General features: G+C 57.8%; 17 protein-coding genes and 2 CRISPR repeat arrays. Of the genes, 9 read left to right on the top strand and 8 right to left on the bottom strand.

Going from position 1 to position 25,040, the window contains the following annotated elements; genetic code table 11:
- Positions 1-100: 100 nt before the first annotated feature.
- From AC6I1V_RS00705 to AC6I1V_RS00695, 3 genes are read right to left on the bottom strand one after another with little or no spacing between them, the layout of a single operon-like run.
- The gene (locus AC6I1V_RS00705; protein ID WP_482333483.1) at positions 101-1,519 is read right to left on the bottom strand and encodes an outer membrane homotrimeric porin; all 1,419 of its coding nucleotides are present in this window, start codon (positions 1,517-1,519) and stop codon (positions 101-103) included.
- Positions 1,520-1,529: 10 nt separating this feature from the next.
- A complete protein-coding gene (locus AC6I1V_RS00700) occupies positions 1,530-2,765 on the bottom strand; it encodes an MFS transporter (protein ID WP_486854714.1) in 1,236 nt (411 codons plus the stop codon).
- A gap of 26 nt (positions 2,766-2,791) precedes the next feature.
- Entirely contained in the window at positions 2,792-4,465 is a 1,674-nt protein-coding gene (locus AC6I1V_RS00695) for an amidohydrolase (RefSeq protein ID WP_486854715.1), read from the bottom strand.
- A 169-nt stretch (positions 4,466-4,634) separates the two neighbouring features.
- On the opposite strand from AC6I1V_RS00695, the gene AC6I1V_RS00690 reads away from it, so the two are divergent.
- Genes AC6I1V_RS00690 through AC6I1V_RS00680 form a run of 3 tightly spaced genes read left to right on the top strand, consistent with a single transcriptional unit; the run spans position 4,635 to position 8,719 of the window.
- Entirely contained in the window at positions 4,635-5,291 is a 657-nt protein-coding gene (locus AC6I1V_RS00690; RefSeq protein ID WP_302552385.1) for a response regulator, read from the top strand.
- 3 nt (positions 5,292-5,294) lie between these two features.
- Positions 5,295-6,881, top strand: a complete 1,587-nt coding sequence (locus AC6I1V_RS00685) for an ABC transporter substrate-binding protein (RefSeq protein WP_497736742.1) — start codon at positions 5,295-5,297, stop codon at positions 6,879-6,881.
- Complete coding sequence (locus AC6I1V_RS00680) at positions 6,878-8,719, top strand: ATP-binding protein (RefSeq protein WP_486849555.1); 1,842 nt, start codon at positions 6,878-6,880, stop codon at positions 8,717-8,719. Before AC6I1V_RS00685 ends, AC6I1V_RS00680 begins: the two co-directional genes overlap by 4 nt.
- Before the next feature lie 403 nt (positions 8,720-9,122).
- On the opposite strand, the gene AC6I1V_RS00675 is transcribed toward AC6I1V_RS00680, so the two are convergent.
- Positions 9,123-9,317 (bottom strand): hypothetical protein, encoded by a 195-nt coding sequence (locus AC6I1V_RS00675; protein ID WP_486854925.1) that lies wholly within the window; start codon positions 9,315-9,317, stop codon positions 9,123-9,125.
- Between the two features lie 83 nt (positions 9,318-9,400).
- A CRISPR array of direct repeats spans positions 9,401-10,388; the repeat unit is 28 nt; unit sequence CTTCTAAGCCGCCTACACGGCGGATAAC.
- Positions 10,389-10,610: 222 nt separating this feature from the next.
- Here AC6I1V_RS00675 and cas3f point away from each other — a divergent pair.
- Genes cas3f through cas1f form a run of 6 tightly spaced genes read left to right on the top strand, consistent with a single transcriptional unit; the run spans position 10,611 to position 18,622 of the window.
- Positions 10,611-13,850, top strand: a complete 3,240-nt coding sequence (cas3f, locus tag AC6I1V_RS00670; protein ID WP_497736740.1) for a type I-F CRISPR-associated helicase Cas3f — start codon at positions 10,611-10,613, stop codon at positions 13,848-13,850.
- A 14-nt stretch (positions 13,851-13,864) separates the two neighbouring features.
- Positions 13,865-15,145, top strand: coding sequence for a hypothetical protein (locus AC6I1V_RS00665; protein WP_486854755.1), 1,281 nt, complete (start codon positions 13,865-13,867; stop codon positions 15,143-15,145).
- The gene (locus tag AC6I1V_RS00660; protein ID WP_486854756.1) at positions 15,142-16,008 is read left to right on the top strand and encodes a type I-F CRISPR-associated protein Csy2; all 867 of its coding nucleotides are present in this window, start codon (positions 15,142-15,144) and stop codon (positions 16,006-16,008) included. Before AC6I1V_RS00665 ends, AC6I1V_RS00660 begins: the two co-directional genes overlap by 4 nt.
- A 12-nt stretch (positions 16,009-16,020) precedes the next feature.
- Positions 16,021-17,082, top strand: a complete 1,062-nt coding sequence (csy3, locus tag AC6I1V_RS00655; RefSeq protein ID WP_486854757.1) for a type I-F CRISPR-associated protein Csy3 — start codon at positions 16,021-16,023, stop codon at positions 17,080-17,082.
- The gene (cas6f, locus tag AC6I1V_RS00650) at positions 17,079-17,678 is read left to right on the top strand and encodes a type I-F CRISPR-associated endoribonuclease Cas6/Csy4 (RefSeq protein ID WP_486854758.1); all 600 of its coding nucleotides are present in this window, start codon (positions 17,079-17,081) and stop codon (positions 17,676-17,678) included. The genes csy3 and cas6f overlap by 4 nt, the downstream gene beginning before the upstream one ends.
- Positions 17,669-18,622 carry a type I-F CRISPR-associated endonuclease Cas1f gene (cas1f, locus tag AC6I1V_RS00645; RefSeq protein ID WP_486854759.1) on the top strand — a complete coding sequence of 318 codons (954 nt, stop codon included), beginning with the start codon at positions 17,669-17,671 and terminating at the stop codon, positions 18,620-18,622. Before cas6f ends, cas1f begins: the two co-directional genes overlap by 10 nt.
- Before the next feature lie 97 nt (positions 18,623-18,719).
- A CRISPR array of direct repeats spans positions 18,720-19,107; the repeat unit is 28 nt; unit sequence GTTATCCGCCGTGTAGGCGGTTTAGAAG.
- A gap of 806 nt (positions 19,108-19,913) precedes the next feature.
- Here the strand turns inward: cas1f and AC6I1V_RS00640 are convergent.
- From AC6I1V_RS00640 to AC6I1V_RS00625, 4 genes are all read right to left on the bottom strand, one after another.
- Entirely contained in the window at positions 19,914-20,222 is a 309-nt protein-coding gene (locus AC6I1V_RS00640; protein ID WP_486854760.1) for a hypothetical protein, read from the bottom strand.
- Between the two features lie 651 nt (positions 20,223-20,873).
- The gene (gltX, locus tag AC6I1V_RS00635; RefSeq protein WP_497736739.1) at positions 20,874-22,268 is read right to left on the bottom strand and encodes a glutamate--tRNA ligase; all 1,395 of its coding nucleotides are present in this window, start codon (positions 22,266-22,268) and stop codon (positions 20,874-20,876) included.
- Positions 22,269-22,285: 17 nt separating this feature from the next.
- A complete protein-coding gene (locus tag AC6I1V_RS00630) occupies positions 22,286-23,785 on the bottom strand; it encodes a small ribosomal subunit Rsm22 family protein (RefSeq protein WP_497736738.1) in 1,500 nt (499 codons plus the stop codon).
- A complete protein-coding gene (locus tag AC6I1V_RS00625; protein WP_486854510.1) occupies positions 23,782-24,960 on the bottom strand; it encodes a phosphoglycerate kinase in 1,179 nt (392 codons plus the stop codon). The genes AC6I1V_RS00630 and AC6I1V_RS00625 overlap by 4 nt, the downstream gene beginning before the upstream one ends.
- Positions 24,961-25,040 lie beyond the last annotated feature (80 nt).

Here is a 25,040-nt window from a genome sequence, read left to right as displayed (position 1 = left end):
GTGCCTTAACCATATTCCGCCAATGGGAAAAACTGGATAAAAATCCGTATGTCCACCGCGTTATGAATATGAAACGAACAAGTACAGTAATAGAACCATTTTAAAAAGTATAAATCATAGACAACGTACATTTGAAATTATTCTTGTTCGCTTCGTAGCCCACACTGTTTTTCCAGAGGGCTTCATCCATATCCAGCCGAATATATCCCAGCTCCCAGTATAAGGAAAGGTTTTCGTAAATCTTGTATGACGAGTCCACATTGACCTCGACCGCATTATCCCCTGTAGTCAGATAAAGCATACTGTATACAGTATCCTGTGGATTGGTGACGGCCTTTTCCCGAACCATTTGCGTATTATTGGTACCTTGATAGTACACTACCCGAACGGTATGCTTGAGATCTTCCAAAAAGGAAATATCGGAAAGCTGCGCCATGACCGCCCATGTGCCGGACAACCCGTACCCCATAGTCTGGGCCGCGCCGCCATAGTAGGTTCCGTCAAAGCCGTAGGAAGTCACATACACATCAGGATCAAGAGACGGCATGCGTTCCGATCCGTTCCACGGGTTGGCGTCGTCCCCGGAAGCATACCAAAACAACAGCCCCGGCGTGACGTTCTCCATCTTGTATTCAGCGAGAAAAGCCGCGTACCAGCCGGAGCGCTTCAGATTGAGCTTCCTTCCGTTTGCGGGTGCGGAGCCGATATCCACACTGCCATAAGCCGCGTCAAAAGCGAATCGGAAGGGATCCAGCACGGTCAGTTCGGAAGCGACGCCGCCAAACCACGCGTCCCCGTGGGCATCGTCAGACAGGGATACGACGGAGGGCGCAGCAAACTGGGGCAGCAGGCCCGCTACCGCCACTTCCAAATCGCCCGCGCTGCCATACAGGGCATCACGGCCGATGATACCGTACATCCCCCAAGGGATGACTTTCATTCCTTCAAACGATAGGGGGAGCGTGATGCCGATGAAATCCATCGCATCATGAGGAGCCCTTTTCCCGGTTTCCTCGGACGCGTTGTCGTTTCCCGGACGGATCCAAAACAATGTGCCTTCCACATTTTCAGAAAAGCGGTTGGAAATGGAGATGCCCGCCCCATCGCCATCAAGGATGGGCGATCCCGTGCCTGTAAACGTCGGGATCGTATACGGCTGAAGCCCCATGCGCACCCTCGCCTCGGTTTTTGGGACGCTCCAATCAACATAGCTCCAGCTTACCTTGACCTGCTTCCCGTCCGTGCCAAGGGATGTGCCATCTTTGGCGACACCCCAGTTCTGGTGTCCGACTTCAAGAAAAACCACGCCCTTGAGGGATTCTGAGACAACCGCTTCAATAGTGGTGCGCAGGCGGCTGGCGGCTTTGAAGTTGTCATCGCCGTTTCCTTTGGCGAAATTGCGGTCAGCCCATGAAAGCCGGTGTTGGGATAGACCCTTGACTTTGAAATCCACGGCTTGCGCTGCCGTCCCGGTGCTCAGGATAAGCCCGGCGGCGAGAAAGAGTGCTAGTCGCTTCATGTTGCTTTCCTTACTGAGCGTTTCTCATGGCCTTGCCACGCCGATAAATGAGCAGGCTTACCATCGCGCCGATGAGGCTAATCGTTGCGAGGAAATAAAAGATGACCGTATAGCCTTCATTGCCGTAGACATCGAGCCAATGCCCGAACAAGGGTGAGAAAATGCCGTCGGGCAGGTAGCCGAGCAGACTGATCACGCTGACCGAGATGCCGGTGTACTGCGGCGGAATGCGGACTTCTTCCATACATGAGAACATGATAGTATATACCACCAGCCCAAAGAAGCTGAAGAGCATAGTGAGCAGGATAATCACCGTGCTGGAGGTGCCTGCGGGCAGACGGAGCAACACGAACAGCATCCCTATGAGGATAAGGAAGCACAGCATAAGGATCTTGGCGGTGGAGCCTATCTTGTCTGAAATATAGCCGCTGAAGGGCCCGGTCAGAATGCGGAGGCCGAAAGCCCGGATAGTGCCGAGTATGGCCCCGAAGGTGATGGATACGCCGAGTACGTTCGTCGTATAAGGCGTCATATAGGCGATGCCGATATACATGCCGTAGCCGCAGAAGATCAAAATGACCATCAGCCATACGGCGGGAAGCTTCATGACCGTAAGCGCGCTCTTGAAGGGATTCTCCTCCGGGACACTGACGTTTTGGTTGTATTCAGTCTTGTCGTCGACAAACATGGCCACGGCGATCAGCGCGAGCACCGCGATGACGGCCTGTCCGTACAGCATATAATGGAAGCCCTGAATCCGATCGTCGACACTGGAATAAAGTGCCGCCCCCGCAAAGCCTATAAGGGAAGAGAAGATGCCGGTAGCCCCATAAAAGGTACCGAACATGCGTCCCTGCTCCTCCTTGCTGCCCGTGTCACGGACGGCCTTGATGAGCGTCGGCCACTGGATCATGTTGGCGGAAACGGCGAGCAGCGCCCAGATGAGCAGTGCCATCGCATACGATGTATGTACGGCGAAAATCGTATTGAGGGCAGCCATCATCGCCAGCGAGGTGATCAGAAGCTTCTTCGGCGATCCGCGGTCGGCCAACACTCCGCCGGGTATGTACAACAGCATCCCCACGCCGGTGAAGATGGTCATAAGCAGGCCGAGCTCATTGTTGGTGGCCTGTGTAGCTTCACGGATGACATCGTAAAATTTAATATGCACATAAGGGAGCGCCATTGATGCGGAAAAGGTGATTCCCAGAGCCAACAGACGCATATATTTGCTAATGTTCGTCATGACAGTCCTTTCGGCCGAGGCCGCCGTTAGAGGGTACCGTAGGCGAGCACATCCCCCACGATAGTGGCCGCTATTTCAATGTCCTTAAGGTGCATGGGATCGACAGCAAGCGGGTTTTCGTCGAGAACGACAAAATCCGCGAATTTACCCGGTTCGATGCTGCCTTTGACTCCCTCTTCAAAACCCTGCCGAGCGGCATTGATGGTGATGCCCTTGAGCGCTTCCAGAACGGGGACGCCCTGCTCGGCCTTGCCGAGATCCCGCCCCCCATAGCTGAGGCGGTTGACGGCTGACCAGACCAGAAGGAGGGGATCGATGGGAGTGACGAAGGTATCGTTATGGAGGGTAAAGGGAAGGCCGCATCGCAGGGCGTCACCCGCCGGGCTCATGCGTACGGCGCGCTCCGGCCCCATAAAGATGGCGTAATGCCGATCCCCCCAGAAGTAGGTATGGGTAATGAAGAATGACGGTATCGCCCCAAGGCGGGACATGCGTTCAATCTGATCGGGCCGTGCCATCTGGCTATGGATGACGATGAACCGGGCATCGTCGCGAGGGAACTGGTGCTGCGCTTCTTCATAGGCGTCAAGGGCCGCATCAATGGCGGCGTCACCGTTGCAGTGAACCGCAATCTGGCGCCCATTGCCGTGCAAGTCGATGATACGCTGCCGAAGCCACTTCAAGTCGTTGGACGGATATCCCACATATCCGGGTTTGCCCTCCGGCGTCTTATAGTAAGGTTGGCTCAAAAAGCCTGTATATGCCTGAATGGAGCCGTCCGCCGACAGCTTTGTGGCACCCATGACGAGCTTGCCGTCCTCGTCCAACGGTGCGCCGGAAGGAACATTCGGAAATACGCGATCATACTCTTCAAGGCTGATGTCCTGCCCGAGCGGGTAGAGGACAAGGCGCAGTTTGAGGGTGCCCCTTTTCAAGGCTTCGCCCATGAGTGGAAACCAGTCTGGATCAGCCACCCACCCCTCTTGTGCCGTAGTGCATCCCTTGGCAAGGTACATATCGGAGCCCGCCGACAAGGCATCGAGAAACTGATCCTGATCCAGCGGAGGCACTGACGCCAGCACGGGGCAGTGGCTGGCCTCGATTACGCCGGTGGGCTCTCCTGAGGCGGAACGCCGGATTACCACATTCTCCGGATCAGGCGTGTCGCGCGTAATCCCTGCCAAGCGCAGCGCCGCTGAATTCGCGGCCGTGACCCAGCCAGAAATATGCTGGATGACGATGGGATGCTTGGTGCTGACGGCATCCAGATCGAACCTTGTCGGATGGCGCATTTCCTTGATCTGGGTGTCGTCATACCCCCAACCGACAATCCATTCCCCTTCGGGGGTTCTCCCCGCACGCTCGCCGAGCAGCCGGAGCATATCTTCAAGGGATTCCACAGAGCCGAGAGGCTTGCTGTTGATATTGACCCATGGAGTCCGGGCCGCGTTGTCGATGAAATGGCTGTGCGCATCAATGAAGCCGGGCAACATAGTCCTGCCGCGCAGATCGACGAAGCGGGATTCCGCACCACACAGCGCCTTCATGTCGGACAGGGTGCCCACACCGATGATGACGCCCCCAGCCACGGCCACGGCTTCAGCCTCAGGCTGTGCGGGATTCATCGTCAGGATGGTTCCATTGCCGTAAACCGTATCCGCAACCTGCGGAACCGCGCCTGTGCCTTCTCGTATTGCCATAACGATCCTCCTTGTGGGAAAGGGTACAGGGGAGTTCTGTCATGGAACCACTCTACGGACGGCAGTTCTCCCGGACAATCCGGCCTGCACCTTAGAAAAGAAGAATAAACACCGTATTGTTTCAGAAAAGATTTCGGCTTATTGAAAAAGGAACCGACGGAGGTGCCCCATGTCCGTATCCATTGTCATCGCGGAGGATCACGCCCTGTTCCGCAGCGGCCTGAAACAGCTTCTTCTGTTGGGGGAGGGGCTGGAAGTCATCGGTGAAGCCGGAGACGGTTTTGAGGCCGTGGACGTGACTGCGGCCTGCCGCCCGGATCTGTTGCTGCTCGATCTGTCCATGCCGGGCAGGGACGGCCTGGAAGTCATCGGGCATGTCCGCAAAGAGTGCCCCGACACCCGCATCCTCATCATTTCCATGCACGCCACTTCCATGCACATCCGTGCGGCTTTCAAGGCTGGCGCGCACGGCTATCTCCTCAAGACGGCAGACCGCCAAGAATTCCTCTTTGCCATCCAGTCCGTACTCCGGGGCAACCGGTATGTCAGCACGGAACTGACCGGCACCATGATCGACTGGTGCGTAGGAGAACAAACGGAAGAGACAGCCTCCCCGTTGGAGCAGCTCACCCAGCGGGAACGCGAGATCCTCAAGCTCGTGGCCGAAGGCTGCTCCAATAAGGAAATCGCCGCCCGTCTGAGCGTCGCCGAGAAAACGGTGGTCACCCACAGGACGAATTTCATGCGCAAGCTGGGGCTGCGCAATGTCCGTGAAATCACGATGTTCGCTTTGGAATGCGGCCTTATCGATATGAAAAGGCGGTGAACGATGCGCAGGATGCTCTGGACGCTGTGCTGCGCCGCATTCCTCTGGGCGTTTTCCTGCCCCGCCTCCGCCGCCGGCATAAAGGAAATCGTCGTCGCCCTCGAATCCACGCCCCCCCATTTCAATCCCGCGCTGTTGTCGGGAAGTACGGTAGCGACCGTGGGAGTCCAGCTCTACGCCGGCCTGACAAGGGTGGACGCGGCGGGAAACGCCGTGCCATACCTCGCGAAATCATGGGAAACCAGCCCGGATGGACTCAGCGTCCGTTTCGAGCTGAGGGAAAACGCATTCTTTCATGATGGCCACCCCATCACGTCGGACGACGTAGCCTATTCCATCCTTATGAGCCGCGAGTACCACCCTTTCCGGCCAATGCTCGAATCCGTGACGCGTGTGGATACGCCGTCCCCGCACACCGTCATAGTCCGGCTCTCCCGCCCGTTTCCCCTGCTGCCGAAAGTGCTCGTGCCGGCGCTGGTGCCCATCCTCCCTCGGCACGTATTCGATGACAGGCACCCTTTCCCCACACATCCCGCCAACAGGGAAGCCGTCGGATCGGGCCCCTTCATGCTGGAATCCTTCACCCCGGATCGCTCCATCCGCCTCGTTCGCAACCCTCTCTTCTTTCTTCCGGACAGGCCGGTTGCGGACAGGCTGACGTTCCGCATTTTCTGGGATCAAGGGGAAATCCCTCTCGCCCTTGCCTCAGGAGAGGTGGACATATACCTCTTCGCCTCGTGCATCCAGCTGCGGCGCTTCCTCGACGACTACAAATTCGTGCCGGTCACCGTCCTGCCGTTAGGCAACCTCCATCCGTACACTGTACTTTCCTACAACCTTCGTCAAAAGCCTTTCTCCGATCACAAGGTACGGCGGGCCTTCGCCCTCGCCATCGACAGAAATTTCCTTGCGGATCGCCTCCTGCACGGCATGGTGAAGCCTTTGTCAGGCCCCTTCCCTCCGGGGGCGCCTTTCCACACGCCGCTCCCCGCGCCGCACGATATTGCGGAAGCCAACCGCCTGCTCGACGAAGCAGGCTACCCACGCGGCAAAGATGGTAAGCGTTTCTCCATTATTGTGGATTATTCGCCGGACTCCCCCCTGCCCCGTGAGCTTCTGCGCCTGCTGCGGTACGAACTCGCCACACGGCTGGGCATCGAAGTCCGCACACGGGACTCGGAAAGCGTTTCCGACTGGATGCGCCATGTCGTGACCGGAGATTATCAGGTGGTGCTGGATGAATTATTCGCTTGGTATGATCCGGTGATTGGGATTCACCGCCTCTACAGCAAGAACAACAGTGGGCGGGGGATCGTATGGACGAATTCCGGGGGATACGCCAACGACACGGTTGAAGTCCTGATGCAACAGGCCAGTGAAGAGGCCACCCCATACAGGCGGCAAGCCTTATACGATCGGCTGCAACGCGAACTGGTGGAAGACAATGCCCTGCTGTGGCTGACGACCAGCCCATACGCGCTGGTTGCGCAGCCGTCCCTGCGCCATCTGGAACAGCTTGGGCTCGGGCTCATGTCCCCTCTCGATGGGATCGAAAAAGTGCCTTCCCTTTTTCAGGGAGGAAATCCATGAACCTGTTCCGCCACCCGCTGGGCCTTGCCAGCATGGCCAGCCTTCCCCTGCTCCTGTTTGCGACGGCGTTCGTACTGCTGGCTGGCGTGCTGCTGTTCGCCTTCCGCGACATCAACGCCATGTTGGAGCAGGCCGCTGAACAAAAAATCCCCGTCCTGACCCAAACGACCGCGCTTGTCCGTGAATGCGAATGGCTCCGCGGCATGATGTTCCGCCTGATGCAGACGGACAGCGAGCTGGTGCGCGAGGCCATCATCATTACCCTGAAGGAACGTATTGATGACGCGGAGGGAATGGCGTCCCGGCTGGAAGCCATCGGGCTGTATGAGGATAAGGTGGAAAGCTTGAAGGAACAGCTTTCGTCGCTTGGCGGGATTGCCGACGACGTGAACACGCTGATTACCAGATGGATCACATTGCGGGAACAGCGCCAGAATCAGGTCAAGAGCCTGCGCTCGCTTTCGGAGGAGCTCATCGCACTGGACGTTTCCGGGGTAGAGCCGCTGGAAGCGTGGAAGCAGGGAGCCTACAGAATCCTCTCGCTGCTTCTCGTGTTGAGCACGGATCTAGACGTCCCCTATGGCCTGCGCGTAACCTCCGAGATGTACGAATGGGTACGCAGCATCCGGGCCGATCTGTCACGTGTCCCGCCTTCCCCACATACCTCTGGGATGGTGGAAACAGCCAACCGCCTGTATGACAAACTCATCCTGTGCGCACAAGGGGAAAACGGCATTATCCCATCATTCAAGCGCCAGCATGTCGTCTCGCAGCAATTCGCCGCCTTGACCATCCGTATGGATGCGCTGTCCGAATCCATCATGATCGTAGCGGGGCAGCTTATGGCACAGGCCAAAACCGACGCCGAGCACGCACGGGACGGCTTTTCCAAACGGGTGTCCGGGCTTTCAGGGCTCCTGTACGGTTTCGTCGTGCTGGTGCTGGCGGTAATCGCGGCGACGTACCTTTACCTCGCACGGAACGTCATCCGGCCCGTCATTCGCCTCAACAACTGTATGCGGCTGCGGACACAAGGGTTTTCCGCCCACATCCCATATGGAGGGGCATGGGAAATCCGCGAGATGGCCCGCTCCGTATTCTATTTCGTGCATGAAATAGAACGCAGAGAACACGAACTGCGAGAATCCCACGCGGGGCTGGAAGAACAGGTCGCGGCCAGGACGGCAGAGCTGAAACGCCTGTCCAACCGTTTGCTTCAGGCGCAAGAGGAGGAACGTTTCAAGCTGGCGGCGGAACTGCACGACGACATTGGGGCGACAATGGGCGTAATCAAATTCGGTATCGAGCGGGCACTGTTGATGCTGGACAGGCCGGACGCCATCAGGGTGCAGGAACCGCTTACCGAGGCCGTCGATCTGGTCAAGGGGCTGGCCCGCCAGCTCCGGCGCATCCAAAATGAACTGCGCCCGGCCCATATCGATGTAGGCCTGCTTACTTCTCTGGAATGGTTCTGCAAAGACTATCAGGGAGCGTATTCACACTTGCGGCTGGAACTCGCCGCCGATGTGGACGAAAACGACATTCCCACGGCGCTGCGTATCGTACTTTTCCGGGTCATTCAGGAAAGCCTGAACAATATTGCCAAACACAGCAGGGCAACATCCGCCAAGATCCGTCTGCAAAAACAAGGGAACACACTGAAAGTCAGCGTTACGGACAACGGCGTAGGCTTCGACATGACGACGGCTATGGGAATACAGGAAACGGGGCGCGGCCTAAAAAGTATGCGGGAACGGGTGGAGTTAAGCGGAGGGACATTTATACTACGGAGCAAGCCCAATAAGGGTACCCAACTTACTGCCTATTGGGAAAGTTAACGAGAGGATCCGGCCAGCGGAATCGGTTCAGTTCGGCCCCACCCCTACGGGGAGGCCCGCAAGCTGACAGCGCATCTCAGGCACCATGCGGACGGCAACGTCCTTGGAAAGCCCGCGCATGGAAGCGGCTCAGGGATCTCCCCCCTGCCCGCTTCCATGTCCGTCAAAATATCCGGGACAAAGCCGGGCAATTCCACGCAAGGCCGCCCCTTGTTCCCTCTCCAGCCATGACAAGCAGGGAAAACCGACGCACAGCCCCACGCCCCCTGTTCCCGTCCCGCTCAAACCCTGTCTGGATCGCCCCCTGTACAAAAACATCTTTTAGTTAAATAAAAATTCATTTATATAAATATATTATAGGAATAATCCAAGACATTCCTATCATACCATCCAAGGCATAACGTCAGTTCCGGGCCTTCCCAAGGCCACAGGGTAACCTACCTTTAACGGACACCGACACGACCTTACACAGGTTGGCAAGCCCCCATGCGAAACCGTACACCTCAGTCTCGTATCCCTTACAGCACGCCGCAACAAAGCCTTCCCGCGTCATGGGACGGCATCCCGTCACACCAACAATGCCAAAAACCACGCCCACAGGCAGGCGTCTCCGCTGTCCAATCCGATGGTCACGCTTCTTGAGGGACAGATGACCAGCGACTCTGCTTAAGATACACCAGACTTCTAGGCCGCCTACACGGCGGATAACAATCTGCTCGGCGGAGAGGTGGAAGTCAGCAACTTCTAAGCCGCCTACACGGCGGATAACTACTACGATTTAATCTTCGGTGAATATCGTAACTTCTAAGCCGCCTACACGGCGGATAACCAGATCGGGACAGACGGATTTTTTGTCCCTGTCTTCTAAGCCGCCTACACGGCGGATAACGAAATGTGGGGACGGGACTTGTCGGGCGGACCTTCTAAGCCGCCTACACGGCGGATAACGCCACGCTGCACCGCAGGGTGCTCCGGGATCACTTCTAAGCCGCCTACACGGCGGATAACTCCGTCCCCTGGATGCTGTACTGCCATTTAACCTTCTAAGCCGCCTACACGGCGGATAACTGGACGAGATCGCCCTTGTCCATACGGCTATCCTTCTAAGCCGCCTACACGGCGGATAACCGCCCAGACGCGCACGGTGATTGCCACCTGGCCTTCTAAGCCGCCTACACGGCGGATAACCCCAAGCTCTAAAAACGTTTAGGTAATCTATACTTCTAAGCCGCCTACACGGCGGATAACACTAAGCTGGGTAGCACGCCCCCATTCTTTGACTTCTAAGCCGCCTACACGGCGGATAACAAGATGCCCGAAATTCAATCGTTCTCTCTATCCTTCTAAGCCGCCTACACGGCGGATAACTGAATATTGCAGTCCCCGTTATACTCTATTTACTTCTAAGCCGCCTACACGGCGGATAACCCACCCTGCCGTCGCTCAGACGGTGGCACAGACTTCTAAGCCGCCTACACGGCGGATAACCGTGTGCTCGTCTGAGCTTACAACATGCATATCTTCTAAGCCGCCTACACGGCGGATAACGTACGCTTCATATTTGCAAGAGGAATTTCAATACTTCTAAGCCGCCTACACGGCGGATAACGGGCTGGTGTCACTCAGCACAGTACATAACAACTTCTAAGCCGCCTACACGGCGGATAACCCAGAGTTCTGAAAGACAACATCCTTATCTTTCAAAGGATTGCATCTTGAGGTTCTCCAATAACTTCGTTTTCTCCGCCTCTTTTTAACTACTTTATTCCAAAAGATTTTTCCGAACAATATTTTTATGAAGCCAAAAGGAAGCATCAAAAAAGACAACACGCTGTTATCCGTACCATATTACCATATTGCGTCCATCTATATAAACGGGTATCTTTTTTCTATGCACGTCATCTTTATCTCCGCATGCCAGAAACGGGCCATCCGCCGCAGCCGCGCCATACTGGACAGTTACGCCTTGCGCGCCGGGGAGCACTGCTGGATATCGCCCATGACGACCGAAGGTTTGCAGGAAGTGCGCGCAGCTTTGGCCCGGAGCGCCACACGGCAGACTTCCGTGGCCTGTTACCAGAACGACGGACGCCGCCGCATGAAATTGCTCTGGATAGTAGGGGCGCGGGGACGTTTTGGGACTGAAGGCCATTTTCCGGTGGGGCATCGCCGGGTTGCCGCCCCCATAAGCGTATCCGAATGGGTTCGCCATGCCGGATTAGCGGCACGTTTAGCGGGCTTGCTGCATGACTTGGGCAAATACTCCCTGAAGTTCCAGAAAAAACTGCGGGGGAAAGCCGACTTGGCTGATGCCGTCCGGCATGAATGGATTTCACTCAAGTTATGGCAGGCGGTGCGATCCGGCATGGGGTGGAAGGCGGCATGGGCGGACGTGTATGAAAAACGTCTCGACATGCTCATAGGAGAACGGAGAATTTGCAACGCTTCGCGCTATGGGCTTGCTTCGGCACAGGAATGCGTGGATGCGCTTGTTTCCACGCATCATGGCCTGTTCTCCTCGCGTCTGCCTTGCCCGGAAGGCAGGCTTGTACGGAAAAGCCCGCCCTGCCCGCCCGATGACGCGCTTTTCACCCCGTGGTCTGAGCCTGAAGACTCCTTTTGGGAGATCGCGCGACGGCTGGACGAACGCCTTTCCTCTGCGACCGCCGACATGGCAGGTGAAGCGTGGCTTCCATACTGGAGAGCCGTTTTCCTGTATGCCCGCGCAGCTCTTGTCTTTGCGGATCACACGGTATCGGCGTTGGAGTGCCCGCCAAGCAAAGAGACTTCCTCCGCCTTTGCCAACACGCATGTCTCACCCGATGGACGCCGTTTGAACCAGCGCCTTGCCGACCATTTGTCCCACGTTTCGGAAAAAGCGGCGGATCTGGTCTGGCGCATGGCGAACCTTGCGGAGCTCCCCGAAGCCTCCCTAACGGGCCTACAGCCCTGCTCACTGGAGGCCGTCTTGCGCCCGGCGGCACCGGAAAGCCGTTTCGCATGGCAAAATACGGCGGCTGATGCGCTGGCCGAGGCACGGGAAAGATACCCCGCAAGCGGCGTCCTTGTGTTCAACATGGCGGGAACCGGCAGCGGCAAGACACGCATGAACGTGCGCGCGGCCTGCGTGCTCTCCCGCAGCGCCGCTCCCCGGCTTTCCATCGCCTTAAACCTGCGCAGCCTTACACTGCAAACGGGGCAGGCCCTGCAGTCCCAACTTGGCCTTTCCGACAGCGATCTCGCTACGGTCATCGGCGATGACGTGACGCGGGCGCTTTTCAATGCCTCCAACCTCAAAGGAAAAGAAACCATTGCCGCCCCGTGGGCAGACGATGACGGCAACCCTGCGGAGCCGGAAGCGCTGACTTCCGGCGGAAACTGGCCGTTGCCCGCATGGCTGGAATCCTTCTTCCCCAAGCCGCAGGAACGGCGCATCGTCGGCGCCCCTCTACTGGTTTCCACCATCGACTACCTGATCGCCGCCGGAGAACCGCACCGTCAGGGACACCACGTCAAAGCCCTGCTGCGCCTCATGAGTGCCGATCTTGTCCTCGACGAAATCGATTCCTATGAACCTGAATCCCTTGTCGCCGTATTGCGCCTTGTCCAATGGAGTGCGTTTTTCGGGCGCAGCGTCATCTGTTCTTCAGCCACATTGTCCCGCCCCGTAGCGCAGGCCGTGGAAGCGGCTTATGCTTCCGGCGCGGAAATGGCGCGCGCATTGCGGCGTGGCAAAAATGGCTGCGTTGACGGGGAAAATCCCCCTTCCGAGACAAGCCAGTTGTATGTACTGGCGTTCATTGATGATGCACTGCCGCCGTCCATAAAAGCCGTACCCCATGCGCCGGGGAAAAACCGGGAGGAAAAGGCCGCGGACTTGCTTGCACTGTACGACAGCCGGGTATCCGCACAATTGGAGGCCATAGCCGCCCTACCCGCATACCGTTGCGCCGAACTGCTCCCAATGGCTGAGGAAAGCGTCAGCGCATGGATGCATGCCGTAACGGCGGGAGTCCAAAAGCTGCATGCCCGCCACGCCCTGACGGATGCCCGCTCCGGTGTGGCATACTCCTTCGGCTTGGTACGCGTGGCGAACATTGCAACAGCCGTGGACGTGGCGCGGCATCTGGCGAAGGAGCTGCCGCAGGCGCGCGTTGCCTGCTATCATGCGAACGACTGGCGCATCGCCCGTTTTTACAAGGAAAAAAGGCTGGACTTTTTGCTTTCCCGTGCCCAAGGCGACGAGCATATTGCAGCCGACCGCGAGATCCGTGCCTTTCTGGATGAAGCCGCGCGCGAAGGGCGCCCGGATGTGCCTTTCATCGTGGTCGCCACGCCGGTGGAAGAAGTGGGGCGGGATCACGACTTCGATTGGGCTGTGCTGGACGTATCCAGCGCCCAGTCGCTGGTACAGGCCGCAGGCAGGGTCAACCGTCACCGCCTGCGCCTTTATGGGGATATGCCCAACATTGCCGTGCCGCAGTTCAACTGGCGGCATTGCCGCAACAGCGACAGAGGCGAACCCAACGCCCCCGCGTTCTGTTGGCCCGGCTATGAAGGGGAAGGCCGGGAACGGTATACGATTCATGATCTGGCCCAAATCCTGCCGTGGCGCGAGGGACGCTTGACCATAACGGCGGACACGCGCCTTGGCGGGGATTGCCGTCTTGCCAAACGCGACGACAAGGCTATCGCCAAGCGGCTGTTTCCGTATTTCGGGCCAGAGAGCGGCGACTACTCTTTTGTTGTGGAGCGTTCGCCGGCCGCCCTGCTTTCCGAATGGATTTACGACGCGACGCCGCTGCGTAATCGTACGGGAAGGACGGAAATGTGGCGCTTGGGGAGCGATGCCGACCGCCTTGGGGATGTCTACGAAACTTTTGTGTATCAAGGGGAACGGCGCGGCACGGGCGGCCAGTGGGTGGAGCGCGACGAACGCTCCTTCCGGGAAATCGATGCCCTGCCCAATGCGTGGCTGTGGCTGGATGCCGAAACCATGCGCGCCCAATGTGGGGCCGTCGGAGTGGACGAAGCGCGGGCGCTCTCCGCTGAACTGACTTCATACAGCGATACGGACAGATGGGAATATGACAAGGGATTCGGCATCGTCCGCCGCCCGGCAGCGGAATGACAAGGAGAGAAGGAATGGATGAACCGAACATGGAGGCGGACGGCGTACAACAGCAACGCCAAGCCAAGAAAGAAAAACCGTGGAAAGCCTATCCACCGGAAACCTATCGCGACACAATCGCGGAACTTGTTCATTTCAGCTCAAAAACGGTCAACTCCAATGCGGCCCTCGTAGGGGTTCGCCTCGCTGCGGATGATGTACTGGACGCCCCTTATGTCTCGGCGCGCACGCTGATGGCAAGGAATGTATCCCTTTCGCTGGATTACGGCAAAGGCGGTGCGGCGGTGGCGGGCATCTGCAAACAGGTAAACGCCGTAGTACGCAACAATTCGTTTGCGGAAGCCGCATCCCCCGAAGAACGTGCGGCTATTGAACATGCCATGACCGAGGCCTGTTCCTCGGCTTTCAGCGTCGGCGTTGGGCATGTGGATCACCGTTTACGGCAAATACTGATCCCAAAAGAAGGGGCTGAAGGCGGGTATGTGTCCATGACGCCCATAACCGCGGGCGGTGTATGCGAACTGTTGTTTGAAAAGGACCATGGGCTTGTGTCCTGCCATAATGCCGCATACGAAAAGGAAAAAAAGTCTGTCGGAAACCCCGAAAACAAGGAAGAAAAGCCTGCCGCCCCCCCAGAAAACGATGAGGGGGCGGGAAACGGCCCCAGCATGAAGATGCGCAAGCTGCGGCAGGCGCAGTTCGGCATCGGCGGCTCCAACCCTCAGAATGTCGGTGGGCTTGTGCGGGCCATGCAGCGTCCGCTCTTTGTGGATGCGCCACGCAGCGCGGATGATTTGAGAACCGCCTTCTCCCTCTATTACAAGGGGATTTCCCTCGATTTTTCCTCGCCCGGCCCCTTGCGGCAAGCCCTGTTCGCCTACGTGGATTTTCGGCGGCGGCATGAGCTGGACAACGAGGAACCGTCCTCCATGACCAAACGAACTGACTTGAAAAGGCGAGATAAAGAAGAGAACCTCATAAAGGACATCGCCGACATTGTCCTACAGCGGGCTGATGAGGCTCGGGAGATGCTGCGGGACTATGCCGGTATGCTCCCCCAAGAACAGAATCCCGAAACAGGAACCGAGGCATTGGTCTCGCCGGAGTTGAAGCCGGCCGCGATGCGCGGCTTGCTTGATCCCGCCTTACGCGACGGTACATGGCCCCGCAACATGGCATGGCTGGTGATCGACGGCATGGGACGGGCCTCCCGCGCCAACGGAAACCGGATGCTGGTTCTGGACGTGACGGCGACCGCGGCGGCTGCGGGGCTTTTGGAGGAGGCGTTTCGATGAACTACCTTGTCTTTCCCCGCGTGCGGGTTCAGGCCGCCAACATGCTTTCCGCATCCTTCCTCATGGGCGGGCCGCCGGTCTTCGCCGCCTACGGCCTCGGAGAGGCGCTCTGCTTCCATCTGGGCGGAGGGGCTAAAGTGACGGGGATGGCCCTGATCCACCATAACCGTGAGGCGTTGGGGCAATCTTTTTATGGCGTCTTTTCGCCGCAACAGCGACGGGCCGCCGCGTTTACATTCGGCAAGTCAGCCAACGGCAGCGACTATTCCTCAAAGAACCCGCACGCCCTTTCCTTGCAGCCCGTGGCCTGCGCCCATCTGCGCGTGAGCATCATCTGGGAGCTGGAACAGGTGGCGGGCGTAATGGAAGCCCGTGAATTCCTGCACCGGGCGCGCCTGTCCGGCGGGCTCGTGACGGGGCATGGCGAAATCGTGCTTGAAGACTCTTTGACGTCCGCCTTTGCTCGCGTCGGGAACGGGTATGCCGTTATGGACAGGCGGGATCTACTCGAAAATAAAAATAATAAAAATCAGGCAAATCTTTTGGTTGAAGCGCTGGGAATGCAGCCTGCGGCTGAAGGAAACGACACATGGCTGTCCGCAGCCTGCCTCGGCTACGCGGCGATCACGCCGTTCGAGCACCGCGGCGGGGTGCGCTGCGGCTATACGCATGCCTTTGCAGAGCCTCTGGTGGGCATGGTGCAATACCGTTCCCTGCGCCAGCGGCGGAAGGAAGCGGATGCGAAAAAAAACCTCCAGTCCCCCGCATGGGAGGAAGAAACCCTCTGGCGCCCCGTATGGCTGGATGATCGGCGGGGCGCATTCGTGCTGCGGCAAGAACAAACGGAACTTGAGGATATGTAAGGAGATACTGGCATGGCAAAAAAAATGAACAAGCTTCCGGGCGTACTGTCGTTTCAGCGCTGCCTTCTGGTGACGGACGGCCTCTTTTACAACGAATTGGGCAACGGGAACCTGAGCCCGCTGTGGGTGGTGAGGCACGGCATCCGCGGGACGCAGAACATCAATAAGTCAAGCAAAGAAGGGCAGGCGGCTTCCGCCAGCGCCAAGCGGGAGGAAGTATCCAACATCCAGACCACAGACAGCGCCAAGCTCGACGCCAATGCGTCGGCCCTGCAAGTGCGTTTCAACCTGCGTGGCATGGACGTGGGAAAAGCGCTGTTCGCCTGCGCCCCCGGACAGAAAGACTCCATGGATGAGTTGAACGCCTTCAAGAAGGATCTGGCGGAGTTCGTCGGCCGGGCCAAGGACAGTGGCGCGCTGGTTCATCTGGCCTGCCGCTATGTGCGCAACATCGCCAACGGACGTTTTTTGTGGCGCAACCGCACTGTGGCAAGTTCCGCCGCCGTTGACGTGCTCTTGCCAGACGGCACGAAGAAAACGTTCGATGCGCTGGCTACCCCCTTCAACCACTTTGAAGAGATAAGCGGTGACGAGCGTGCTGTGGCCGAAGTGCTGGCACGCGGCTGGAAAGGCGACCCGGCAACGGAATTGCGGGTGACAGCTCATGTCGATCCGGGAGTCGGTGGGGCCGTTGAAGTCTTCCCTTCGCAAAACTACCTCGAAAATAAAGCACGCGGTTTTGCCCGCCCCCTGTATTGCGTGGGAGGCGCACCGGACGGACAGGATCAGCACAGCGTACGCATCATGGGACAGGCGGCCTTGCGTGACCAGAAGATCGGCAATGCCCTGCGAACCATCGATACATGGTATCCGGCCTATAAAGAGCGCGGTGTGCCGCTGCCCGTGGAGCCCAACGGCGCAAGCCTCGATGCGCAGGAATTTTTCCGCAACAAGGGCGAAGCTTCCGGCTTCAAGCTGATGCTCCGCGTGGGCGAGCTGGATCCCATGACGCCCGATGGGTTGTTCCTGCTGGCCTGCATCATCCGCGGCGGCGTCTTTTCGGGGAGTGAATGATCATGAGGCCCCAATGGTATTGCGATGCCATGCCGCTGACTCTAGGAGGCGATACGGGCATAAGCGGGCCGATGCTGCGGAGCCGTATGCTGGGCCTGCTGCACGGCGTATTTGCCAAACGCCCCGGGACGTTTGCCGTAGCATTCCCCGGAAGGGAGCAATTGCCCACATTGCCTCTCCCCTTGACGGGGACTCTGCGCGTGTTCGCTTCCTCCCGCGAAGATCTGGACGGGCTGGCGAAAAACGTGATTTCGCAGCCGTGGTTCCGGGATTATGCGCGATTGTCTTATCCGCAGGCCGTCCCCGATGATTTTTGCGGGGATTGGGTGCGTTTCGTCAGGTACAGAGTGCCCTCGCTAGCCTCGGATCGTCATGAGGGAGAGGAGCATGGACTGCTGAGGAAACGACGCATGGAAACCGCCCGTAAGGCCCAAATGACGTACTTCATATTGCGCAGCGCAAGAACGGGACAGCGTTTTTCACTGGTGGTAAATCGCGAACAGGGAGAACCACAAAGCGGGGAATGCGCACCCAACGGTTATGGCTTTTGCGTGACCAGCAGCCCCTTTAGCCTGCCGGAGTTGCCGTGGGCATAAAAAGGCAAACCAACCCCAGACCGCTTCAGCTCTCCAAACGGGCCAACGTCTTTTATCTCGAACATGCCCGCGTGGTGCAGCAGGATGACCGCATCGTCTACCTGACGCAGGACGGGGGTGAGTTCGAGCAGATGTTCAACATTCCCGAACGGAACACGGCGTTCCTGTTGCTGGGCAAAGGCACTTCCATTACGGACGCCGCCATGCGCCGTATGGCGGCATCCAACGTAATGGTGGGCTTTTGCGGAACGGGAGGTTCACCGTTGTTCAGTGTATGCGACATCGCTTTTATGACGCCGCAAAGCGAATACCGCCCAACTGAATATATGCAGGCATGGGCGGAAATGTGGTTTGACCCGGCGCTCCGACTGGAGAAAGCCCGCAACTTCCTCAGGCGGCGCGCGCAGATGACGGCGGAGTGTTGGCGGGAAAACAGCTACCTGCAAAAACTGGGAATAGCCCTGTCCGATGCCGTACTGGAACGTTTCCATTCGGATCTGGAACAGGCCAAGGATGTTCAGGAGCTTTTGCTGGCGGAGGCACGCTGGGCGAAACGTTTATATGCGGATCTGGCACGAGGACATGGATTTTCTTTCGTTCGCGAAGAAGGGGCGCGGCGTTCAACCTCAAAAGCTGATGTCTGCAACGGCTTTCTGGATCATGGCAATTATATCGCATATGGGTATGCCGCTGTGGTGCTTTGCGGTCTTGGGATCAGCTTCGCCATGCCCATCCTGCACGGGAAGACGCGAAGGGGCGCGCTGGTATTTGACCTCGCAGACGTGGTCAAGGATGGTTATGTCATGCCGCTGGCTTTTGAGTGCGCCAAGGAAGGAGAAACGCAAAAAGACTTTCGGCAACGCCTTATCGAGCACTGCCAAGAAAAAGAAGTTTTAGACTTTCTTTTTGACTTCATGAAAGGCTTGTGTGTAAAAAATCTATGATATAAATATGTTGTATTCAGCTTACCAAAACGAAACCTTCTAACGGATTTGAAATCCAAGATACTGAAAAATAAATATATTGGTTTTACAATCTCTGGTTATCCGCCGTGTAGGCGGTTTAGAAGATCAGGGCCACCAGTAATGAAATCTTCAAAACGTTATCCGCCGTGTAGGCGGTTTAGAAGAACCATCCACAATTCCATCCTCAAGGCTATCCGTTATCCGCCGTGTAGGCGGTTTAGAAGATATGGAAGTACGTGGCAATACAATAGCCACGGTTATCCGCCGTGTAGGCGGTTTAGAAGCACATTCCGGCGGCCCATTGCGTCCAGCGGGTGTTATCCGCCGTGTAGGCGGTTTAGAAGAGACTGCGGGGCTGCGCTTCGGGAGCAGAAACGTTATCCGCCGCGTAGGCGGTTTAGAAGAACACCCCCGCCACGCCGGCAGGGGCCTTAATGTTATCCGCCGTGTAGGCGGGTAAGAAAACGACCAAAGCATGGAGTACTGTTTATATTACTCATAGATTTTCCCCATACGGCATGTTCCGGGATATGATTTCGTCGTGCCGCTCATTATCCTTCCCCGATATATACACCTTACGCACGGTCGAAGCCCGGCATCTGGTGGATCGCGGTGGGGGAACGCATCACGGACTCCAATCGTACGCCAAGCCCTGCCCAAGGACGACGGCAGTATGGTGAGTCCTAAACGAGGGCATTTCTTCCTCGCGCACTGGAGTAAGTCGGATGTGTACGCCTACATCCGGCATCATCGACTGAAGGGTTTTCCACACACATGGGGTAGCTCTCAACCACACTCTCACCCAGCCCAACACTATGAATCTTCCCCCACAAACGTGGGAGGGGACTGGACTCGTAAACTCCTGTAAGTCGGGCTGGCTGTTTCCCCCTAACACATATGGGTTAGTTCTCGAAGCGGCATTAACGTCACTGTGGCAGATGTGACAGAAACGGGCATTTCACCATGCGCACCCATCCGAGACATGTTTCGCCGAAACACGACAATACGGCGATATTTCCATACTTGTAGATACTGCCGGGCGTTTTGCCGAGTTGGGCTTCCGACGAGACAATATGGAGATAAGGTATGCATGGGAAGACTGTTCTGATGGAAGAAGTCGGCAAGATCATCAGAAAAGTAGCATAGATTCCACCAGTTCAGCTCAGTCGGGCCACAGAATGCCTGTACTCGGTGCGGAACTGGATGAACTGCCAAGCCTGTACGCCCATCGATGAGCTGCTGAATCTGGACGCCCTGCAACTTGAACGTATCAAGGATACGCCTCACGCCTACCAAATGAAAAACGCTGCAACGTGAAAAGAGGATAATGGAAGCCTTCAAAGGGGAGGGGCAACGGGGCAAGCATCAATTCCATTTCCCCAGCATCGCCGTGACGCCTTCCATTGATGCATTCAACGCGCCATGCGAAAACTTCTATAGAATGTTTGCCAAAGGCTCCGTTATAGTATGCGGTTGTTTCATCACCACAGCGTGGTGAAAATACAGCTTTTTTCTCCAGTTTTCCCTTGTTGGAACCTATGGCTAAAGCCTTTTGCTGGTTATTCCTTTGAAATTTCAAGAAAAAACATCAACCATTCTCTATGACACAGCCTTGCCAAACACTCGGCAGGGTGTCCCGGAATGGCGGATGAAATCGTCAATGCAGCGGAGTTGCTTATGAGCTGGACGCGTTCATCTCATTACCGGAGCGGGCTTTCTGCTCGACAGCGACGCTAGGTCGTGTCGTCAATCAGATAGGCTCTGTTATAGTTTATGGTTGTTTTATCTCAGCAATATAGTGAAAATACTTCCTTTTTCTTATATTTTCCCCTTGGCGGGAGCCACGAATAAGGCATTTTGCCGGTTATCCCTTTGGAGCTTCAGGGAAAAAAGCATCAACCATTTTCTATAACACAACCATCAGATATAATATGTTAAAATTAATTTAACTATTTTTTCAAATCATGAAAAAGATTATTTTAGACAATTTCAAATAGTTATATTAAAAAAAACAACGACACGGCCTAGGGTGCCCATTCCTATGCTCCGCTGAGGCTCGAAGCGTAATCAGGACGACATATCTTCCCACCCCAAACAGCGAATAGGGATTCTATAAGGTCAAAAGCCTTTGAAAGAGGAGGGATGGGGGTTCGGGGGAAGGGAGGGGAAAACTTTCTGTAGAAAGTTTTCCCCTCCCTTCCCCCGCTTGCCTTATCCCCTACCCTTTCAATTACAACGCCAAACCGCGATCCATGCGGGCGAGCGTCTCATCTTTGCCGATGGCAAGCATGAATTCCGGCAAGCTGGGGCCGCCGATCACGCCGGTGATTGCCACACGCACAGGCTGCGCGACCATCTTGAACTTCACGCCGAGGCTTTCCACATACGAATGGATCACATGCTCGATGCTTTCCTTGTCAAAGGAAGGAAGCGCGGCAAGCTGATCACGGATAACCTTCACGTGCTCCTTGCCTTCGTCCGTCATCCACTTGGCAACGCCCGCCTCGTCGTAAGGCAGATCGGCGGACTTGCAGAGCAATTGGGCGAGGCCGTCGGCAAGCTCGATAAGGTTCTTTGCCCGTTCGCGGTACAAGGGAAGCAGCGGCTCAACGGATGCTTCCGTCGCGTCCGTGAAGCCTTTCTGATGGATAAAAGGCAGAACCAGACGGGCCAGCTCGCCAAGCGGCGTCTCACGCAGGTAATGGGCATTAAACCACAGGAGCTTATCGGGATCGAAAGCGGAAGCGGAGCTGTTCAGATTCTTCCCGTCAAAAAGCTCAATGAGTTCCTGCATGGAGAACAGCTCCTGATCGCCGTGCGACCAGCCAAGGCGGACAAGGCAGTTGACCAGCGCGTGCGGCAGGAGGCCGTCATTCTGGTATTCCACCACGGAACGGGCGCCGTGACGCTTGGAAAGCTTCTGGCGATCCTTGCCGAGGATCATGGGCACATGGCCAAACACGGGCAGTTCCCAACCAAGCGCCTGATAGATGAGGATCTGCTTCGGCGTGTTGGAAACATGGTCGTCGCCGCGGATAACGTGGGTGATCCCCATATCGTGGTCATCCACCACCACCGCCATGTTGTAGGTAGGCATCCCATCACTGCGGCGCAGAATCATGTCGTCGAGCTCGGAAACATCCGTGGCGATATGCCCTTTCACCATATCGTCGAACACAACGCGGCCTTCGGTAGGGATCTTCAGGCGGACGACACGTCCGGGCGCGGCGTCAAGATGGCGGTCGCGGCACCGGCCATCATAGCGCGGCTTTTCACCCTTGGCACGGGCGGCCTCACGCATGGCCTCCACTTCTTCGGGCGTGCAGGAGCACCAGTAGGCATGGCCGCTTTCAAGCATCTTGTCGATGACCTCATTGTAGCGGGCCGTGCGCTGCGTCTGATAGGTCAGCTCGCCGTCCCAATCCAGCCCCAGCCAACGCATGGAAGCCAGAATCGCGTCCGTATATTCCTGCTTCGAGCGCTCGGTGTCCGTATCCTCAATACGCAGGCGGAATTCGCCGCCGTAGTGACGGGCAAGAAGCCAGCAGAACAACGCGGTGCGGGCGCCGCCGATATGCAGATGCCCGGTCGGGCTCGGCGCGAACCGGGTAATGATTTTAGACATGAAAAACTCCTGAAAAATCAGCGTTGAGGTTTCTGTTCCGGCTGCCAATGCAGTTCAACGGCCCCCGTCTTGGCATCCTTGCGCGGGGATGCGGGACGGCGGCAGGCGACAAGCGCCCCGGAGGGGATGTCCCCGGCTGCGGGGATGATGGCGAACCCTTCTTCCGTACAGGCATAGCGGGCGTGCCCCATGCCGGGGACGGGGAAGGCATCGGACAGGATGCGGGCGACGACACCGTTGGGGGTCATCGCCGGGAAAAGGGGCGTCCTTACGGAGGGCCCGGCCTCCGATTCAGGCCGAAGCTGCATGAAGGACAAACTCAGCGAATCCTTGGGCAGTTTGGCGTAACGGGCCAGCTCCGCCAGCCATGCCGGGGCCACAGCCAGCTGCGACGCATGGCACCAGCGGCGCTCGCGCGTCTCCAACAGGGGGCACGGGCCAAGATGCGGACAGGGGGCCACGGGCGTCAGCCCCTCTTCCAGCGCCGTTTCCCGGAGCTTCGCCGTAAGCGTACCGCCAAGCCGCGTACCGGGCTCCACAAACAGCGCCGTGCCTTCAGGATGCAGCGCCCGCCCCACGGCGACGGCGAGATCCGCCATGCGTTCATCGACGCTGACGCCCGGCTTGTCCTTCAATTCATTGAGCACATTGCCCGCCATGATCAGATGGGGGGAGCGCAACTCCCGGAACGACTGCATCAGCGGCGAACGCACGAGCCGGATCGTCCAGTTCAGCGGTTCACCGGAGAGCTTCGCCATGTGCTCCAGTATGGAACGCCCCATTTCCATAGGACGGGGAACCGTATCCACACAAACCAGCGTCAGCGGCACGGCCCGCCAATCGGGACGGGACAGCCACAAGGCGATAGGCAGAGTCAGCGGCCCGCTTCCGAGGTCAGCAATGACCACCGGCGTTTCAGCGCCGCAAACGGGGGCGGGCAAATCCAAGCCCGGCAAGAGAGCGGTCAGCCGCACAAGATTCCACGGCAAAAAATAACGCAGATATGCCGACACATACCGGGGCGCGCTCCAATAGGAACGCCCGAGGCCGCTGCGCTCATAGGTGAGCATGGCGGACAGGTCACGGATGGCCTCCGGCAGATCGGCGCGGTGGCTGCGGGACAGCGGCATTACCGCATCCAGCGCCTTGGGGAGCTGCGCCAACGCGCTGCGGCAAAAGGCGTCCAACGGCGAAAACAACGGACGGCACATCGGATGCCCCGCCGCATGCTTGGCCGGATCGGGCATAGGCCTTGCCGGGCCGTCGGCACGCGGCGCATCAGGCTTGCGGAAGCCCGAACGCGCACCGGGGCGGCGCTCTCCAGAACCGTCCTTCGGATTGTTTCCGGAACGCCCCTGCCCTGCATGGCTGTTCGGGGCGGGACGTTCCTGATCGGCGCGGCCGCCCTTCCGGGATGCGGGGCGCTTTTCCGACGGGCCACGGGACGGGGAACGCGGGGCCCCCTTTTCGGAAGTCCCCGCGTTGTTTCTACGTTTAGGGGAGGATGACTGGCTCACGATGCCGCACGCGCCTCAAGAGCGGCCACAGCCGGCAGGGTTTTGCCTTCCAGCACTTCGAGGAACGCGCCGCCAGCCGTGGAAATATAATCCACCTGACTGGCATAGCCGTACTTTTCGAGGGCCGCGATGCTGTCGCCGCCGCCGGTGACCGTATAGGCGGACGTTTCCGCGACGGCCTTGGCGATGGCTTCCGTCCCCTTGCCGAACTGGTCGATTTCAAACGCGCCCACAGGCCCGTTCCAAACCACGGTGCCCGCCTCGGCGATGAGCTGGGCGTACATTGCGGCGGTGGCGGGGCCGATATCAAGGATCATGTCGTCAGGACGCACATCCTCGACCTTGAGCACGGTCGCCGGGGCATGTCCTTCCAGCGCCGGGCCGACAACGACGTCCACGGGCAGCGGGATGGCCGCGCCGCGCCCTTTGGCCTCTTCCATGATCTTGGCGGCGGACTCCACCAGATCCGGCTCATACAGGGACTTGCCCACTTCGTACCCGGCGGCCTTCAGGAAGGTGTTGGCGATGCCGCCGCCCACGATGAGCTTGTCCACGCGCTTGGAAAGGTTGTTCAGGACTTCAAGCTTGGTCGAAACCTTGGAGCCGCCGATGATGGCGAGCAGGGGATGCTTGGGCGCATGGAGGATGCGGGTCACGGCTTCGAGTTCGGCGGCCATGAGCAGGCCCACGCAGGCAACCTTGGCGAAACGGATGGCCCCTTCGGTGGAAGCCTGCGCGCGGTGCGCCGTGGCGAACGCATCCATGACGTACACGTCGCCGAGCGCGGCCAGCTTGCGGGCCACTTCCTCGTTGTTCTTCTTTTCGCCCTTGTTGAAGCGCACGTTCTCGCACAGGACGCATTCGCCGGGCTTTACGCCGACGCCGTCCAGATAGTCCTTCTCAAGCCTGACCGAGACGCCGAGCAGTTCCTCAAGGCGTTTGGCCACAGGAGCCAGCGAAGCTTCTTCGGAATAAACGCCTTCTTCGGGGCGCCCAAGGTGCGAAAGCACGATGATGCCGGCGCCTTTATCCAGCGCGAACTTCAAGGACGGAACAGCCGCCCGGATGCGCTTGTCGCTGGTGATTTTCCCTTCCTTGACCGGGACATTGAGGTCTTCACGAAAGACAACGGTCTTCCCTTGCAGATCAAGGTCGGACATGAGACGTACGTTCATTGTTCTCCTCCTAAAAAAGAGGTTGCGCTACAGGGTATCGAATACGGAGGCAATGCCACAAAACGCGGTTTCTTGCAAAC

The sequence above is a fragment of the Bilophila sp. T19-St14 genome, from assembly GCF_059728385.1.
Note: the sequence above shows the minus strand (reverse complement) of the source record. Positions and strands in the feature narration are given on the sequence as shown.

Excerpts from the sequence above, each read along its gene's own strand:
- AC6I1V_RS00705 (WP_482333483.1), bottom strand. The coding sequence starts at position 1,519 with ATGAAGCGACTAGCACTCTTTCTCGCCGCCGGGCTTATCCTGAGCACC.
- AC6I1V_RS00700 (WP_486854714.1), bottom strand. The coding sequence starts at position 2,765 with ATGACGAACATTAGCAAATATATGCGTCTGTTGGCTCTGGGAATCACC.
- AC6I1V_RS00695 (WP_486854715.1), bottom strand. The coding sequence starts at position 4,465 with ATGGCAATACGAGAAGGCACAGGCGCGGTTCCGCAGGTTGCGGATACG.
- AC6I1V_RS00690 (WP_302552385.1), top strand. The coding sequence starts at position 4,635 with ATGTCCGTATCCATTGTCATCGCGGAGGATCACGCCCTGTTCCGCAGC.
- AC6I1V_RS00685 (WP_497736742.1), top strand. The coding sequence starts at position 5,295 with ATGCGCAGGATGCTCTGGACGCTGTGCTGCGCCGCATTCCTCTGGGCG.
- AC6I1V_RS00680 (WP_486849555.1), top strand. The coding sequence starts at position 6,878 with ATGAACCTGTTCCGCCACCCGCTGGGCCTTGCCAGCATGGCCAGCCTT.
- cas3f (WP_497736740.1), top strand. The coding sequence starts at position 10,611 with ATGCACGTCATCTTTATCTCCGCATGCCAGAAACGGGCCATCCGCCGC.
- AC6I1V_RS00665 (WP_486854755.1), top strand. The coding sequence starts at position 13,865 with ATGGATGAACCGAACATGGAGGCGGACGGCGTACAACAGCAACGCCAA.
- AC6I1V_RS00660 (WP_486854756.1), top strand. The coding sequence starts at position 15,142 with ATGAACTACCTTGTCTTTCCCCGCGTGCGGGTTCAGGCCGCCAACATG.
- csy3 (WP_486854757.1), top strand. The coding sequence starts at position 16,021 with ATGGCAAAAAAAATGAACAAGCTTCCGGGCGTACTGTCGTTTCAGCGC.
- cas6f (WP_486854758.1), top strand. The coding sequence starts at position 17,079 with ATGATCATGAGGCCCCAATGGTATTGCGATGCCATGCCGCTGACTCTA.
- gltX (WP_497736739.1), bottom strand. The coding sequence starts at position 22,268 with ATGTCTAAAATCATTACCCGGTTCGCGCCGAGCCCGACCGGGCATCTG.
- AC6I1V_RS00625 (WP_486854510.1), bottom strand. The coding sequence starts at position 24,960 with ATGAACGTACGTCTCATGTCCGACCTTGATCTGCAAGGGAAGACCGTT.